Here is a 16,481-nt window from a genome sequence, read left to right as displayed (position 1 = left end):
AATGATCGACGGGCATCCCGCCAACCGGCTCGATGAACTCCTGCCATGGTGCTGGACGTCCAAACACGCCGTCAACTGAACGCTACGTGCAATGCCCGCACGCTTACAGCCGGACCGCAACCTAGCTAGTTACGCCAAAAAACGGACGCGAAGGAGACCTTGATAAACGCGCACCTCGCCCAGAGAATTTCAGCCGAGAACAGACTGAGCGGCAGCAATACTTATGGTTGAGTCAGGGGATCTTCGGCGGATGGACGCATCCAGTCGCAAAATAGTGCGGAAATCACGCCGAACTCGTGGTCGACGAAAGTAGCCCAGCATAAATGAGAGAGCATCCGCGTCGTATGAACCGCACGCTCGCAGGAAGCTGCTGATGTCGTCATCGCTTACATCGTTGTAGGAGAGCGTCTCGACGAAAAGTGATCGGCTACGGACGGCTCCCGATAGAATGCTAAGACCGTTTGGTTTTTCCTCAAGCGCGAACTCACTATTGCCCACGAAAGCCAAGCCTATCGGGAAAGGCATTACCGTCCTGTCGACGTCGTTCCAGAATCGAAGCATTTCGATTGATTCTCGTGAGAGGTACTGGGCCTCGTCAAAAACAATAGAAAAGGTCGGATCATCTGAAGCCGTCGAGTCAATTCGCCATTGCGAGAGCCAGTCGGCTGTACACTTATAAAGCATTTGGCGGAGCGACCAGTAAGCGTTGCTGAGCGTTGCACGCGGTGATCGTTTAACCAAGGGCCTCAAAGCTTCCAGTGTTTGCTGCATAACAAACACCGGAGAGGCCCCATGTTTCATCGAGCCCTGCTCGATTTTAACAATAATGCACTGGCCAACGTTTGCTCGAGCAAATGCCTCAACTGCAGTTGTCTTGCCGATTCCCCAGGGTCCTGAAATTACGCAAATCGCTCGATCTTCGTGCGTGACTTGTAAACGTGTTCGAATGAAGCGAACGACCGAAGTTTCAATCGGCAATTTATGGCTTGGCACATCAGCGGCTTGCAAGGTAGCGTTCCAGCTCTTCAGTTTCTAAGCGCATGCTCTCGTTTTTGTTAAGCTTAGCCCACGGTCGGGGGGCATTGTGTTTAAGTGCACGGCCCAGGAGTTCTTTTTCGGGTAGCGCAGTCAAATCAACGATTGGCTGAACAGCAGGTTGGACCGATAACGCTTTCAGCCGATCGACGCGATTAGCTTCCAGATCAATTTTTCCGGCCAGGGCTTTCAACTGCCCCACTGCCAATTCATATTCGCGTCTGAGCCTATTGCTCGCCCGTGCACCTTCGAGACTGTCAGGAGTGAAAAGAATCTCAGGCTCAAGAGGGACCCATCCAATTCCAGAAATGTAGGCGAGGGGCATTCCATGCCGCCGCCAAGGCAGAGCTATGTTCACCGTTTGTCCAGTTACCAGCTTGGGGTGCCGATAAATTGCTCCCGCAATCTTCAGCATTCCCTTCGATACCCTGCGTGTTTCGTGACTGCAGAACGCAGCGTCTATGCGCTCGACCGGAACGAGTAGTGGCCGCCATCCACGTGTCACGTGTTCGGCCAATAGCTGTGGAGACGTCTTGCCCGAAAACGGCCCGCTTCCGATCGGTGTGTTTTCAAATACACAAATTCTCTCATTTGCTTCTTTGATGAATTCAATAAAGGTCCCGGGGTAAGGCGCGGGCGGCCTGCCAAGATGGGCAGTTTTCTTGAGCATGCGGTTACTGCCGGTCCAGCCTTGCATCTGGGAAAAAACGAACCGATCAAGTGTCGCAAACCTACTCTCAACTGGTTTTGACGCAGCGGAATATGGTCGTGCGTTTATTATTGTTCGAGCTTCTTTATCCTGCAGTTGATCAAGCGCCGATCTGATCATGTTGAGGATAAAGAACTCTGATCCGTTGTCGCGGTATAGCTGCTGAGGAAAACCCCACATCGGATCACTGATCATGTCGACGAATACTGTTGCGACGTGCTCCTGGCGAATTGCTTCTGAAGTATTTAACAGGAAAAACCTGCGAAAAACCCGTTGGGTGCCCATGTCCATAAAAGCAATCATACGCGGCCACGCGACAGTCCCATCGGTTCGCGATACCGCACAATCCAATACCTTCACGTCCATTACGATCTGCTGCATAGGGAGAAAACTATCATTGGCGCGTCTTATCCGAGGGCGCTCATCGTCGTAGCTCTTGCGGTCGTGCGCCCTTATATCGACGATCCTGAAGTAGCGCGCCTCCCTAATCCTGCGCTGCGACAGCGTGAGCGCATCCTCTGGCAGCGATATACCGCTCTGGCGAAGGTGCCTTGCAAAAGCAGTCATGACCTCACGTCCTACTTGTCGCCACCCTGCCCGCTGTGCCTGGGAAGCCCAAGCCGCCCGGATAAGTTGATCTACCTTGGCTTGTAGCGCTGGGAGCAACGCGGGGTCGCAGTGCTCGTTAAGCAGGTATATTCGATCGAATGTGCGCGAAACCCATACACGCCCGCGACCTGCATTCCTTGGCTTAGCACGCGCCAACGAGCTTATGTTGCCGTCTGCAGCTTCAAAATTTGCTACCCACCGCTGCATTGTTCTGACCGATACGCCCCATTTCTTGTGCGCTCGTCTAAGTTCGACGCCACGTTCATAGCTGCGAGCGGCTGTTTCGATTACCTCTTGGACAACCCTCCATCTAAACTCTATGAGAGCGGACTGGGAAGCCGTTCGGTCATCGCAACTAACTGGTTTATAATTAGACTCCATGAAATCCGATTGCTCGGATTACCCGCAAACGCAAGTCAATTGCGACTTCTATTGACATACATTACGCAATGGGAATGTCGTTGGTTACCGCCAAAGTGTAAGACCCAGTCCAGCGGCGTCGAGTATCTTCATCCATACTTGTGTTGGGAACACGCAGTACTACATTCCGAAGAAGAGTGGATCCTCTGACGCCGGGCTTTAAGCAAATTTGGGAATTAGCGCATGAACCTCGAGAAATTTACCGACCGGGCCAAGGGTTTTCTGCAAAGCGCGCAGACCGTCGCTATCCGCATGAGCCATCAGCGGATCGGGCCAGAACATTTGCTCAAGGCTTTGCTTGAGGACGAGCAGGGCATGGCGTCAGGCCTTATTAAGGCAGCAGGCGGCGATGCGGCCACTGCCCTGCGCGAGACAGATGCGGCCTTGGCAAAGGTGCCCTCCGTGTCAGGTGGCGGCGCGCAGCAAACACCCGGGCTCGACAATGATGCCGTCCGCATACTGGATTCAGCAGAACAGGTCGCGCAAAAGGCGGGCGATAGCTATGTGACCGTTGAGCGTTTGCTGCTCGCGCTTGCATTGGCAAAGACGACATCGGCGGGCAAGGCATTAGCAGCAGCAGCGGTTACGGCCGAAAAGCTGAATACCGCGATAAACGAGCTGCGCGGCGGACGTTCCGCGGACACTGCGGGGGCAGAGGACCGTTATGATGCGCTCAAGAAATTTGCGCGGGACCTGACCGAAGTGGCGCGCGCGGGCAAGCTTGACCCCGTCATCGGCCGCGATGAGGAAATTCGCCGGACCATCCAGATTCTTGCACGCCGGACCAAAAACAACCCTGTCCTGATAGGTGAACCTGGCGTTGGCAAGACCGCTATTGCTGAAGGCCTAGCGCTGCGCATCGCCAATGGCGATGTACCCGACAGCCTGAAACACCGCAAATTGCTGTCGCTGGATATGGGCGCGCTTATTGCAGGCGCGAAATATCGTGGCGAATTTGAAGAGCGGTTGAAGGGCGTGCTTGATGAGGTCAAGCAGGCCGAAGGCGACATCATCCTGTTCATTGACGAAATGCATACGCTGGTCGGCGCTGGCAAAGGCGAAGGCGCAATGGATGCGGCGAACCTCATCAAACCAGCTTTGTCGCGCGGCGAGTTGCACTGCATTGGCGCAACCACGCTTGATGAATATCAAAAGCATGTCGAGAAAGACCCCGCGCTTCAGCGGCGTTTTCAGCCCATATTTGTAGGCGAGCCAACGGTTGAGGACACGATTTCGATCCTGCGCGGCTTGAAGGAAAAATACGAACTTCACCATGGCGTGCGCATTACCGATGGCGCTTTGGTCAGCGCAGCGACCTTGTCGCACCGTTACATTTCCGACCGTTTCTTGCCCGACAAGGCCATTGACCTGATGGATGAGGCTGCATCGCGCTTGCGGATGGAGGTTGAATCCAAGCCCGAAGAAATCGAGACGCTTGACCGGCGGATCATCCAGTTGAAGATCGAACGCGAAGCGCTTGGCAAAGAAAGTGACACGTCGTCGAAGGACCGCTTGGCCAATCTGGAGAGCGAACTGGCCAATCTTGAGCAGCAGTCGCTTGAGCTCACGCAACGCTGGCAGGCCGAAAAAGACAAGATTTCGGCCGAGGCCAAAATCAAGGAACAGCTTGACGGCGCGCGCATCGAATTGGAGCAGGCGCAACGCGCGGGCGATCTCGCCAAGGCAGGCGAGCTGCAATATGGCACGATACCGGGGCTTGAAAAGCAACTTGCAGAGGCCGAAGCTGCGGCTGGCAATGCCATGCTGCGCGAGGAAGTGACCGCGCAGGACATTGCAGGCGTGGTGAGCCGCTGGACAGGCATTCCCGTCGACAAGATGCTTGAGGGCGAACGCGACAAGCTGCTCAATATGGAACAGCTTATTGGCGCGCGTGTCATTGGTCAAAAGGACGCGGTCGAAGCGGTATCAAAAGCCGTCCGCCGGTCGCGTGCAGGACTTCAGGACCCCAATCGTCCGCTCGGATCGTTCCTTTTCCTTGGGCCAACGGGTGTCGGCAAGACTGAACTTACGAAGGCCCTGGCATCATTCCTGTTCGACGATGACAATGCGATGGTCCGGATCGATATGTCCGAATTCATGGAAAAACACAGCGTTTCCCGCCTCGTCGGAGCGCCTCCTGGCTATGTCGGCTATGAAGAAGGCGGCGTGCTGACGGAAGCTGTTCGCCGTCGGCCTTATCAGGTCGTCTTGTTCGACGAGGTCGAGAAAGCCCATTCCGACGTCTTCAACATCTTGCTGCAGGTGCTCGATGATGGTCGCCTAACCGATGGTCAGGGACGCACCGTGGACTTTTCCAACACGCTCATCATTTTGACATCGAACCTTGGCAGCCAATATCTCGCTGCGCTTGAGGACGGACAGGATGTAAAAGAGGTGGAGCCGCAAGTCATGGAAATCGTGCGCGGTCATTTCCGGCCTGAGTTCCTCAACCGGCTCGACGAGGTCATCCTGTTCCATCGTCTGGCTGCCGACCATATGGCGCCGATCGTCGATATTCAGATCCAGCGTGTGCAAAAACTGCTCAAGGACCGCAAGATCACGCTCGCATTGTCCGATGAGGCCAAGGCGTGGCTTGGGCGTGTGGGTTATGACCCAGTATATGGCGCACGCCCTCTCAAGCGCGCGATCCAGCGCTATGTTCAGGATCCGTTGGCCGACATGCTTCTGCGCGGTACAATTCCCGACGGCGCGACTGTGTCGGTTGCGGAAGGCGACGGGGCGTTGAATTTCACGGTGTAAAATTTAAGCCCCCTTGTCCGACATCGACCGCTCGGCTTAGCCCAGCGAAAATACTGGTCGACGCGACGATGTAATGTCACGCGCGTAACATATCCCAATTTTAGATTAATTCCCATTGCCGCAAGAACCGCCAGCGCAAACAGCGCCGCTTTCGACGATCGCGCGCGCTGTGCGGTTACCATTGGCCTGAATTTCCTTCCATTCGGCGATGGTTTTGCAAACCCTGCCCTTTTTCACGAGTGATCCAGTCACTTCTACCTTGCGGCACTTGATCACCTTATCTGGATCGGTGGATGCTGTCTTCACTGGCTTGGCCAGTTCGTTGCCAGCAAGAACCGGCGCAGCGGAAAGTGATGTGGTCAAAGCGAGAGCTAAAATAAATGCACGCATAGTCGGTTCCTTGTGAATCAAGTCCTTTAGGAGTGTATTACGTGAATATCACGGCGTGTGCACGCTCGCAACAGTTCCGCGACGTTGTTTGTCGAACAATATCAATGTTATCGCGCGGGATTAAGTCCTGTGCTGTCTGCGGCTGCAAAATATTGTATGATCAATTCCTGTTCGGCTAGCGTCAGATGCGGGTTCCAAACGTCAAATATTAGAACCGCACGAAGCTCATCGCTATCATTCCAGGCCTCATGTTCGATGGTGTCGTCAAAGGCAAAAGCCTCGCCTTCGCGCCATGCCCGCGTTTCCCCGCCTACCCTGAATCCGCACCCATCAGGGACGATCAAGGGCAGATGCACGATGGCGCGGGTGTTTGTGACGCCAGTATGTGGCGGTATTTTGGTTCGCGGCTTCAACAGCGAGAAAAACGCGCTCGGCGACCGGCCCGGAATATGCGCGGATGGCAATGCGGCCAACGCCGCAGCAGTTTTGGGGCAGCGTTCAAGCACTGGGATGTTTGGGTTCCCATATTCCCATAAAAAGCATGCGCCCCAGTCCAATGACTGATCAAGGCGGGACCAGACATTGTCGGGAAGCCCTTTTTCCATCCGGACATATGGGCGCAATGCCTCGCCCGGGTCTGCAAGCAGCGCTTCGAGCTCTTCGCGAATATCCGCTGTTGCCGCTTCGATCTGCGGCATCCAGTCGAAATGCCGCCTGTCAAAAAACTCGTCTGCCGGCAAAAACGGATAATATAATCCTTCGGTTTGATTATGATAAATGCGCCTGCGACCCATTGCCACATCAACGAAAGCAGCGCTGCGGCGTTGTTCTGTCTCGTCCATCTTGGCTTGGATCGCGGCAACACCGCTTTCGACTGCCTGTGCAATCCGCGACATTGCAAGATCCACAAAGGCCTGACCATTTTGCAACGCGCTGGTGATTTCGGGCGGCAAGTCGGCTGCTTGCGACGCCAGTTGTAACACACCCTGCCAGGCTGCTACGGCGTCTGCATCTTCTTGCCTGCGCTGATGCAATTCTGCTTTGCGCAGCCACGCCATGAAATCGCGACGGTCTGCGTCGATTGCAAGATCAAGCGCCAGCAGTTCGCCCGCATCATTTCCTTGCGCCCGGCGCGCTGTCGCCACGTTCCGCCACAGCGCACCGGCCCCTTTATCATATTGCGTCGCCGCCAGAAAAAGTCGCTCCGCTTCCGCAAAGCTTTGCGCGCGCAAGGCCAGCATCCCTTGACTGTTGAGCCGCGCAGCTTCGGCAGGTGGTGCATTTTGGTCCATGATAGCTATGCTTGCCATTTAGAGGGACAAACGGCAAGGTCTGCTGCAACATGGCAGAACAGCGTCTCGAAAATATATTGGCCTATGGTGAATGGCTTACGCATCGTTACGACGAAGGCGCGGACAGCTTTCAGCTGCGCCATCTGGATCGTGGTCAACATGACGCCGCAACCTTCATTACCGATGAATATCTGGGCGTAGAAGAACAGCCATTTGTCGTCAGCCGCAGGGACGCGATGGCCCGCGTTTCAAAAACAAATGATCTCCATTTCATTCTGCATTCGGCCTTTTGCGCGTCAACGATGCTTGCGCGCGGATTTAACCTTCCCGGAGTGTCGATGGGCTTGAAGGAGCCCGTATTGCTGAACGACATTGTCGGCTGGCGACGCCGGGGGGCAGCGCCAGCAGCGGTGGCAGAAAAGCTGGATCACTCCCTGCATATGCTCGCACGGCCGTTTGATGGTGATGATGCGGTGATACTGAAGCCATCGAACGTGTTTAACGCCCTTGCGCCACTTGCGTTGACCATGCGCCCTGCAAGCAAGGCGATCTTGCTCTATGCGCCGCTGCCTGTGTTTCTGGTTTCAGTAGCGCGAAAAGGATTATGGTGCCGCCTGTGGTGCCGCGAACTGCTTGAGGGGCTGATTACTGACGGAATTGTGAATCTAGGGTTTGAGCCAAGGGACTATTTCCGGCAATCCGACCTGCAGGTTGCGGCGGTTGGCTGGCTCGCGCAGCAACAGTTTTTTGCGCATATGGTCGCCAGATTTGGCCCAGATCGTATTGCCACACTTAACAGCGAGACTTTGACTATGAAACCGAAGGAGACGCTGACGGCGGCAGCAACGCATTTTGCGCTCGATGTCGCTCCAGATATGATCGCGCACCATCCCGCGTTTTCAACGCATAGCAAATTTGGTGGCAATTTCGATTCCAGCGACCGTGCGGCAGAACATAAGACAGCGGCTGAAGCTTATGGAGATGAAATTGAACAGATACTGGTCTGGGCAAAGGCTGTTGCCGGGGCGGCCGGCGTTCCGTCAAGGTTGCGTGCCCCGTTACTATAGTCAACACAAATCAAAATCTTTTCGACCGAGTGGTGCGAGATTGCGATTTGGTCTTTGGACACGCCACATTAATTAACGCCAGCGCCGAGCACTTGCATGATCGTTGGTGAACCTCATCGGGCCTCCCCTTGTGCAGCGAAACGTTGGACGGAGTCATCGACGTTGGGTCCTACTGTTCACGTTTAGGTTAAGTTGAAATCGCCCTTCGTCAAGAAACCTGAAGCTCAACGAAAAGGGGCGGGCATCGCTGCCCGCCCCAATCGATCCTTATTCTGCTAGCAAATCAGAAAGATAGCTTAGCCGACACAGCATAGCGACGACCCAGAGCATCGTAAGATGAAGGGAAAGTATTGCCGCTGTTGAATGTAGTCGACCCCGCATTGTTCCCTGTCAATGGCGGTGCCTTATCCAACAGATTCTGCACGGAGAAGGTGAACGTCATATTTTCGCTGGCTTTGAAGCGGGTTGAAAGATCAAAGTAATCATAAGCCTTGATCTTACCGAAGTTTACAGTGCGCCCGCCGACACCTGGGATACTCGCTCCAACGGTTCCGTTGAAAAATGCGCCAGAATCGATAACATCAAGCGGTTCCTGCTCCATCGAAGACATGTGGCGCCACAACAACGATACATCGATGCTTTCGAATGACAAAGTCGTCCGTTGCGACCACTGGAAATCAGGCTGCAACGATCCACAATTTGAGCTGAAGTACCCGGTACAATCACGATTAACCGAGTCCGGGTTAAAAACAAACGCATTGAACTTGGAATTAAATGTGTAGTTTCCGTTAAACGACAACGCCAATCCGATATTGTCTGTGAGATCGGTTTTGTAATTCACAATCAGGTCAATACCGTCAGTTTCGATCGAACCCGAATTCGACAGCGTCGATGGCAAACCAGTGAAGGTGTTGGCATCACCACTCAGCCCACCATCGGCCGGACTACGACGAATGCTCGTACAAGCAGGAGACGTCGAAGCGCCAGCTGGTGGATTGAACACACTGGATCCGAAGCAAGCAGCGATAACGTCACCCGGCGTGGGGGACGAGATCGCTCTTGTAACCTTAATGTTGTAGTAATCGATCGAGGCACTGAAGCCAGGCAGAGCAGCAGGTTGGAGAATTGCACCAATCGTGTAGCTGTCGGACTTTTCAGGCTTAATATTGACGTTACCGCCGCCAGTCGAGTTTACCTGTCCCGAATTAGGCTGCGGAATAGTGTTGATGTTGCCCAAGTTTGCACCTTGCGCCAAGCAGACGGCACGAAGTTCTCCGGTTGGACCAGTTGCCGGACGACCTGGAAGCACTGCACCAGCCGTATTCAACGTAGCGCAAGGATCAGTTCCGAGGTTGGTCAAGCCCGTATTAACCGGTGAAAACAGTTCACCAATGTTCGGAGCACGAACAGCACGCGCATAGTTACCACGGATAGCTAAGCCGTCGACTGGTTCCCACGTACCGCCGCCCTTAAAGGTCGTCGTGTTGAATGATGGATTACCTGGCGCGTCAACCGAGTACGACGAATAACGAACCCCGCCTTCGACTGTCAGGCTGTGGAAGAAAGGCTTTTCGCTGACCACCGGCACAACAAGCTCACCGAATGCTTCGTATACGTTGAACCCACCGACAATATTCGGTGTCGCACCGCCGGCACCGCCGAGATCACCGGATCGTGCAAGCGAGTCAGCCCCTTGACGTGCCGTGTACTTACGGAATTCACCACCAACTGCAAATGCAACTGGATCCTCAGAAAATGGGCTACTGAAGCCTGCGTCGCCGTTAATCGTTCCCTTGACCTGCGCAAGTGAAGTTTTCGTAAAGCTAGAGCTTTCTTGAACAAGGAACGGAATTGCTTGCGGCTGAATATTCCCGAAGACATTAGCAGGAACGCAACCATTTGAGGTATCAAAACAAACCGGTGCCGCAGCGGTTCCGCCTGCGCGAAGCGACTGACGGAAACGCGAGTTTAGGGTATAACCCTTGATGGTTGAAAGGTTTTCACTTTCACCATATGCGCCGTTAACGTCCCAATCTATTGAGTCGGTAATAGCTCCGCGAGCGCCTATCCGGTAATCGAAAATTGTCGTTACATACTCGGAAATACGGGGACCGGCCTCGATGGCTCGGCGTGCAAAAGTCGATTGCGGGTTGGGGTTGTAGCCCTCACCAGCTTCGATTCTGCCATTTCCGTTAACGTCAAATGGTACGAAGCCACCCAGACCAATTTCACGATAGGCTGCGTCACCAGGACGAAGCGTTCCGCTAGCTGCTGCCGCGCATTCCGCAGGGGTAAAACGAGGTGTGTATACTGTCGCACTCGGGTTTACGTCGAACGCACAGAATTGGTTGCGCGCTGCGGCTGGCAAGAACGGGTTGTTGAGTGGAATGTTAACGCCGAGGCTGAACGCGCCAGAAGGTGCGATGATCGTACTAACGGTATTTTTAGAAAACAGGCCCCTCGTATAGACTTCGACCGCGTCGCTCACTTCATAGCGCGCCTGGCCAAACATATTGAACCGCTCGAATGGAACCTGGAAGACGTTATATGGGTTGAAGTTAAAGGTGGCAAACGTAGGAACAAGTTGCCCAGCGTCATTGAGTTGGTTTGTTCCACCATTAGCCGTACCGCTTACTAGACGGCCTCCACTAAACCGCGAAGGGAAAGACGTACCCGAACCAATCGCCGTGCCGCTGAAAGTATCAATGGTTGTCAACGAAACATCACGAGCGCCCTGATAGACTGGGTCAGCCTGCTGATACCCTACGCCAAAAACAGCGTTACCGCGTCCATCATCAAAATTCGCACCGATGGTCAAATCGACGCGAGCGACGTTACCGTCGCCCTGTTCGGTGATCTGCTCGGAAGCCAACAAATCCATGCCCGCAAAGTCGCCCTTGAGGATGAAGTTTACAACACCGCCAACAGCGTCAGCACCATAAGTTGTAGATGCACCGCCAGTAAGAACGTCAACGCGCTCAACGAGGGCGAGCGGTACGTTGTTAAGATCGACCTGCCCGCCGAAGCCAGCTGGCACGATGCGATTGCCGTCGAGCAAAACGATGTTGCGGTTCGATCCGAGGCCGCGCAAGTTAACAAACGACGCGCCTCCGTTGCCGTTATTTACAGCAGAACCAATCGAAGGGACAACACCCGGAATTTCACGCAGAACTTCTTCAGCAAGATTGGACTGCAATAGTTCAATTTCTTCCGAAGACGTCACATTGACGGGCGATGATCGCTCGAGGTTCGGATTTTGAATGAGCGAACCAGTGACGACGATTTCGCTCGCTGGCGCCTCTTCTTCGGCTGCCGCATCCTGAGCGAATGAAGGCGTCGAAATCAACGCCAGACCCAGTGCAAGCGGTGCCGCTGCATATTTTAAATTGCTGATACGTGTGTTTTTCACGGTATAGCCCCTATAATATCGCCCCATTTCAACGGCTTCCCGCGTCCTGATGGCTGTTCAACTCCCCAGCTTCCCCATCAATGCAGCACGTGACAATTACACGTGGAGCACGATGGAATCCTTCCGGGTTGTTTGCGCTTTGGCTGAGATGCTTGGTTTGCGCAACAAATTGGGCCCGCATTTCAAATATATTTCAGGTCTGTTACCATTATGCCACACATCGTCCAAGGCCGCTCCTGACCATTTCTGCCTGTCTCTTTGCCCTCGCAAAAATCGTTCATGACAGCGACAGCGTGGTTCGTTAAAGGAACGACAACTGGTTTACAGAGGCAATCACTTCATGTCCCTTCGCATATTATTTTCCAAATTAAGTTTGCTTCTGCTTGCGATCTTTGCGGCGGCACTGGCCCCGGCCATGGCCCAGACATCAACGCCAGCACCCGCGCCAGTAGCGCCTGATCCGGAAAACATGCTTGTGCTCGATTTGTCGACCGGGGGGCGCGTGACTATTCAGATGTTCCCCGCTGTCGCGCCTGCGCATGTCGAGCGCATCAAGCTGCTGACTCGGCAGGGATTTTATAATGGGGTGGTTTTTCACCGCGTGATCGATGGCTTCATGGCGCAAACTGGCGATCCCAAGGGCACCGGATTAGGGGGATCGGAACTTCCGGACCTGAAGGCAGAATTTAACAACACGCCGCATTTGCGTGGCACGGTGTCGATGGCAAGAACCAACGAACCAGATACGGCGAACAGCCAGTTTTTCATCTGTTTCCAGCCGCGTTTCAGTCTCGATAAAAAATACACTGTGTTTGGGCGCGTGACATCTGGCATGCAGTTTGTGGACGCAATTGAACGCGGCGAGCCGCCGGTGAATCCAAGCAAGGTGGTTCAGGCGTCGATCGCTGCCGACAACGTAGCGCCGCCCGCTTTTGCTGCGCCGGCCGCTCCCACCGAGGCACCGATCACCGTGGGCCAACTCAACGGTAACTGACCGGACCAATAAGCTTTCATGCGCGTAGACCTTTTTGATTTCGAGCTTCCGCCCGAGCGGATTGCCCTGCGTCCGGTCGTGCCGCGCGACGCAGCGCGCATGTTATGTGTTGGCGCTGGTGCGACCATGTCCGACCGTTCGGTGCGTGATCTGCCGCAGATGTTGCGCAAGGGCGATTGCCTGATCTTCAATGACACGCGCGTCATTCCGGCGCAGCTTCAGGGCCAGCGCGGTAATGCATCTATTGGCGCTACGTTGCATAAGCGGATTGATTTGCGCCGGTGGCAGGCGTTCATCCGGAATGCCAAACGGCTGCGCATCGGGGACAGCATCGATTTCGGCAAGGATGTGCACGCAATTGCCGAAGAGCGACACGAAGACGGAAGTTTCACGCTCGCTTTCGCCGGAGACGAACCGGTCGAATTGTTGCTCGAACGCGCAGGAACTATGCCCCTTCCGCCTTATATCGCCGGGAAGCGCCCAACCGATGCGCGTGACCACGAAGATTACCAGACGATGTTCGCGCAAAAGGACGGCGCGGTTGCTGCACCCACAGCATCCCTGCATTTTACCCCTGAGCTTATGGAAGCTGTCCACGCAGCAGGGATCGAAACTGCGACATTAACGCTGCATGTTGGCGCAGGCACCTTCCTGCCCGTCAAGGCCGATGACACCGACGCGCACAAGATGCACAGCGAATGGGGCACTATCGACGCCGCAACCGCCAATCGCCTCAACCGCATCCGCGAAGCTGGTGGTCGTCTGATCGCGGTCGGCACAACATCGCTTCGCCTCGTAGAAAGCGCGGCAGACGAAAACGGCACCGTGCAAGCGTTTGAAGGCGACACCGATATCTTCATCACGCCTGGCTATCGTTTCAAGGCGATTGGCGGTCTGATGACGAATTTCCATCTCCCCAAATCGACGTTGTTCATGCTGGTAAGCGCACTCATGGGACGCGAGACGATGCAGGCGGCTTATGCTTATGCGATTGCGCAAGAATATCGTTTTTACAGCTATGGCGACAGCAGTCTTTTGTTACCTTCACCGAACGCATAGCGCTTGACGCACAGGAAAAAGCAGCGATAACAAAGCAGTATTCATTTTTTGGTGGAGGCGGAATTGGGACGAATGCTGCTTGGTGGTTTTGCCATTTTGGGGGCAATGGCATTTGCCGCAGTTCCTTCGTTGGCTCAGGATCAGGCCATTTCCGTCAAAGGACAGGCCCAAAGCAAGTGGAAAGAGGCGGAAAGCGACCACTTCAAAATTTATAGCGACGGCGACGAAAAATCCCTCGCGCGTTTGTCAGGCCGATTGGAAGCGATCCATTATCTTTTGATGATCGCCACAAATATGCGCGAACCCGACGACGCAAACATCGTCAAGGTGAAGGTGTATTCGGTCGCAAATGTGGCGGATGTCCAGCGTCTCCTTGGCGACCCGACTGCCAATGCCGCTGGATATTACGACCCCCAACTTGCCGGCCCCATTTCAGTTATCCCGCGCGATGCGGGAAACAGCGGAACATTTTCGGGAGAGCTTGTGCTCTTTCACGAATATGCGCACCACTTCATGTTGCAATATCAACCAGCCGCCTATCCCGCCTGGTATGTAGAAGGTTTTGCTGAACTTGTTTCGACGGCCTCGTTTGAACGGAACGGCGCAATTACTTATGGGAAGCCCGCGCGCCACCGCGAAGGCGAATTACGTTACACGCGCCGCTATCCGGCCGCCAAAATGGTCGACGGGCGCTACCTTGACGAAAGCCGCGATGCCGAAAATTGGGATTATGGCGATGCGTGGGCGGTTACCCATTATCTCACATTCTCCGAAAAGCGCAGAGGGCAGCTCAAAACCTATCTTAACGCGATCAATGCGGGTCAAAGCTTTGCGGATGCGGCGAAGGTGTTTGGCGATGTCAATGACCTGACCCGTGAAGTCGGTATCTATATCGATAGCGGCAGCTACCCTTACAAGACACCGCCCTTACCCGCTGAAGTGATGAAAGCTCCAGTCATTCGGCCCATAAGCTTGGCAGAAGCGGACTTTATCGACGACCGTATCACTATGGAACGGCTCGCGCGGATTTGGACCAAGGAAGAATATGAAGCATGGACCAAGGTCCGCGCCGAAACCAAATATCCTGTCAAAAAGGATTTCGAGACCTACGCTGCCGAAAAAACCGCCAGCCGCGACAAATGGATGCAGAAACTCCGCGCCAAGACTGCAGTATATGCAAACGACCCGCAAGTGTGGACGGTGCAAGCCCATGCCGAATGCATGGCGAAGGATTTCGCGGCCTGCCAGCAAAGCAGCGACAGGGCACTAATGTTGCAGCCGGACAATTGGGAGGCAATGTTGCGTAAGGGGCAGGCATTGCTCGGGTTGGCGCAGGCTGCCCCGGACTCAAGCCAGCAGGCGGCATTTAAGGACGCACGGGCATGGCTGTTAAAAGCAAACGCCGCAAACCCGCCAGCGCATGAGCCGCTATATTTTTATCATCAAAGCTTTGGTGCCGAGGGCAAAAAAGCACCTGAGGTTGCGGTAGCGGGCTTGGCTCAGGACGTAAAAACCATTCCGCAGATTGACGGCCCTCGGTTAACGCTTGGTGGCAAGTTGATGGCACGCAACCGTTTCGCCGAAGCGCGCCGCACATTGCGACCACTCGCCTATTCGCCGCATGAATCGGTCGAACAAAAACGCGCACAGGCGCTGCTGAAGCTTATCGATGCAGAGGAAGCCAAAAGGACGGCCAATGGCTCCCCCGCGAGCTAAAGCGCCACACACCCCGTTATAAGCTTGTGGCGGTATTATAAGCTTGTGGCAGTGCTTGCGGCCTACCTTGTCCGCACACTCAATGCCCCTTAAGTTCGTCACCCGTCAGGCGGACGATGTGCAGCACATTGGTGGAACCCGGCGTCCCGAAAGGCACACCCGCCATGATGATGATCCGTCCGCCAGCGACGCCCAGATGATAGCGCAGCGCCATACGCTTGCCCTTGGCGACCATTTCCTCGAACGAGCCGATGTCCTTGGTGCGCACGGCAAAGGCCCCCCACAATAGGCCAAGACGGCGCGCGGTTGATTGGCTTGCCGTAAGCACGAGAAGCGGCACAGAAGGTCGCTCGCGCGAAATGCGGCGCGCCGTCGACCCCGATGATGTGAAGCAGACGATAGCACTGGTTTCGACCGTGTCCGCAATCCGGCCGCTTGCCTCGGCGAGTGCGTCGGCGGTCGTTGAATCCGCTGGGGTCTCGGTGAAATGGATGCGCTTGAAGAAGTCGGGGTCGCTTTCCACTTCCTGCGCGATGCGGTCCATGATCGACACCGCTTCGATGGGCCAGGCACCCGCGGCAGTCTCTGCCGAAAGCATGACCGCGTCAGCGCCATCGTAAATCGCGGTCGCGACGTCCGATACCTCGGCGCGCGTCGGCGACGGCGAGACGATCATCGATTCGAGCATTTGCGTGGCGACGACAACCGGCTTGCCCATCCGCCGGGCGGTCGACACGATCTTCTTTTGCAATGGCGGGACCTGCTCGGGCGGCAACTCAACGCCCAAGTCACCGCGTGCCACCATGACGCCGTCGGCAAGCTCGAGAATTTCCTCGAGCCGTCCAATTGCGGCCGGCTTTTCGATCTTGGCAAGCAATGCGGCCTTATTGCCGATCAGCTTCTTGCCTTCGGCCACGTCCTCGGGCCGCTGGACAAAGGACATCGCAATCCAGTCCACCCCTTGTTCAAGCGCGAAGGCGAGGTCCGAACGGTCCTTGTCGGTCAGCGCGGCAATCGGCAC

The 16,481-nt window shown here is 55.1% G+C and carries 11 protein-coding genes; 5 read left to right on the top strand and 6 right to left on the bottom strand.

The window, feature by feature from the left end; translation table 11 throughout:
- Positions 1 to 189: 189 nt before the first annotated feature.
- Together ACLL9E_RS10375 and ACLL9E_RS10370 are read right to left on the bottom strand one after the other, a co-directional pair.
- Positions 190 to 1,008 (bottom strand): AAA family ATPase, encoded by an 819-nt coding sequence (locus ACLL9E_RS10375; RefSeq protein ID WP_411291665.1) that lies wholly within the window; start codon positions 1,006 to 1,008, stop codon positions 190 to 192.
- The gene (locus tag ACLL9E_RS10370; RefSeq protein ID WP_411291664.1) at positions 995 to 2,311 is read right to left on the bottom strand and encodes a hypothetical protein; all 1,317 of its coding nucleotides are present in this window, start codon (positions 2,309 to 2,311) and stop codon (positions 995 to 997) included. Before ACLL9E_RS10370 ends, ACLL9E_RS10375 begins: the two co-directional genes overlap by 14 nt.
- A 645-nt stretch (positions 2,312 to 2,956) precedes the next feature.
- Between ACLL9E_RS10370 and clpB the strand changes: the two genes are divergently transcribed.
- The gene (gene clpB / locus ACLL9E_RS10365) at positions 2,957 to 5,533 is read left to right on the top strand and encodes an ATP-dependent chaperone ClpB (RefSeq protein WP_411291663.1); all 2,577 of its coding nucleotides are present in this window, start codon (positions 2,957 to 2,959) and stop codon (positions 5,531 to 5,533) included.
- A 105-nt stretch (positions 5,534 to 5,638) separates the two neighbouring features.
- Here clpB and ACLL9E_RS10360 read toward each other — a convergent pair whose 3' ends face one another.
- Entirely contained in the window at positions 5,639 to 5,923 is a 285-nt protein-coding gene (locus tag ACLL9E_RS10360; RefSeq protein WP_411291662.1) for a hypothetical protein, read from the bottom strand.
- Positions 5,924 to 6,030: 107 nt separating this feature from the next.
- On the bottom strand, positions 6,031 to 7,215 hold the full coding sequence (locus ACLL9E_RS10355; protein ID WP_411291661.1) for an aspartyl/asparaginyl beta-hydroxylase domain-containing protein: 1,185 nt from the start codon (positions 7,213 to 7,215) through the stop codon (positions 6,031 to 6,033).
- Between the two features lie 50 nt (positions 7,216 to 7,265).
- On the opposite strand from ACLL9E_RS10355, the gene ACLL9E_RS10350 reads away from it, so the two are divergent.
- On the top strand, positions 7,266 to 8,282 hold the full coding sequence (locus ACLL9E_RS10350) for a hypothetical protein (protein ID WP_411291660.1): 1,017 nt from the start codon (positions 7,266 to 7,268) through the stop codon (positions 8,280 to 8,282).
- Positions 8,283 to 8,565: 283 nt separating this feature from the next.
- Here ACLL9E_RS10350 and ACLL9E_RS10345 read toward each other — a convergent pair whose 3' ends face one another.
- On the bottom strand, positions 8,566 to 11,718 hold the full coding sequence (locus ACLL9E_RS10345) for a TonB-dependent receptor domain-containing protein (RefSeq protein WP_411291659.1): 3,153 nt from the start codon (positions 11,716 to 11,718) through the stop codon (positions 8,566 to 8,568).
- 313 nt (positions 11,719 to 12,031) lie between these two features.
- On the opposite strand from ACLL9E_RS10345, the gene ACLL9E_RS10340 reads away from it, so the two are divergent.
- From ACLL9E_RS10340 to ACLL9E_RS10330, 3 genes are read left to right on the top strand one after another with little or no spacing between them, the layout of a single operon-like run.
- Entirely contained in the window at positions 12,032 to 12,685 is a 654-nt protein-coding gene (locus ACLL9E_RS10340; protein WP_411291658.1) for a peptidylprolyl isomerase, read from the top strand.
- An 18-nt stretch (positions 12,686 to 12,703) separates the two neighbouring features.
- Positions 12,704 to 13,744, top strand: coding sequence for a tRNA preQ1(34) S-adenosylmethionine ribosyltransferase-isomerase QueA (gene queA / locus ACLL9E_RS10335; RefSeq protein WP_411291657.1), 1,041 nt, complete (start codon positions 12,704 to 12,706; stop codon positions 13,742 to 13,744).
- A gap of 51 nt (positions 13,745 to 13,795) precedes the next feature.
- Positions 13,796 to 15,460: a hypothetical protein gene (locus ACLL9E_RS10330; RefSeq protein WP_411291656.1), complete on the top strand. Its 1,665-nt coding sequence runs from the start codon at positions 13,796 to 13,798 to the stop codon at positions 15,458 to 15,460.
- Between the two features lie 79 nt (positions 15,461 to 15,539).
- On the opposite strand, the gene pyk is transcribed toward ACLL9E_RS10330, so the two are convergent.
- On the bottom strand, positions 15,540 to 16,481 hold a 942-nt coding region (gene pyk, locus ACLL9E_RS10325; RefSeq protein WP_411291655.1), incomplete at its 5' end, for a pyruvate kinase.

Source organism: Sphingorhabdus sp., from assembly GCF_046596595.1.
In the GTDB taxonomy this organism is placed as follows: domain Bacteria; phylum Pseudomonadota; class Alphaproteobacteria; order Sphingomonadales; family Sphingomonadaceae; genus Sphingorhabdus_B.
The sequence above is the reverse complement of the archived record's forward strand: the minus strand, read 5'-3'. Positions and strand labels throughout refer to the sequence as shown.

Coding starts and splice junctions, on each gene's coding strand:
- ACLL9E_RS10370 (WP_411291664.1), bottom strand. CDS start 2,311: ATGACTGCTTTTGCAAGGCACCTTCGCCAGAGCGGTATATCGCTGCCA.
- clpB (WP_411291663.1), top strand. CDS start 2,957: ATGAACCTCGAGAAATTTACCGACCGGGCCAAGGGTTTTCTGCAAAGC.
- ACLL9E_RS10345 (WP_411291659.1), bottom strand. CDS start 11,718: ATGGGGCGATATTATAGGGGCTATACCGTGAAAAACACACGTATCAGC.
- ACLL9E_RS10350 (WP_411291660.1), top strand. CDS start 7,266: ATGGCAGAACAGCGTCTCGAAAATATATTGGCCTATGGTGAATGGCTT.
- ACLL9E_RS10355 (WP_411291661.1), bottom strand. CDS start 7,215: ATGGACCAAAATGCACCACCTGCCGAAGCTGCGCGGCTCAACAGTCAA.
- ACLL9E_RS10340 (WP_411291658.1), top strand. CDS start 12,032: ATGTCCCTTCGCATATTATTTTCCAAATTAAGTTTGCTTCTGCTTGCG.
- ACLL9E_RS10360 (WP_411291662.1), bottom strand. CDS start 5,923: ATGCGTGCATTTATTTTAGCTCTCGCTTTGACCACATCACTTTCCGCT.
- queA (WP_411291657.1), top strand. CDS start 12,704: ATGCGCGTAGACCTTTTTGATTTCGAGCTTCCGCCCGAGCGGATTGCC.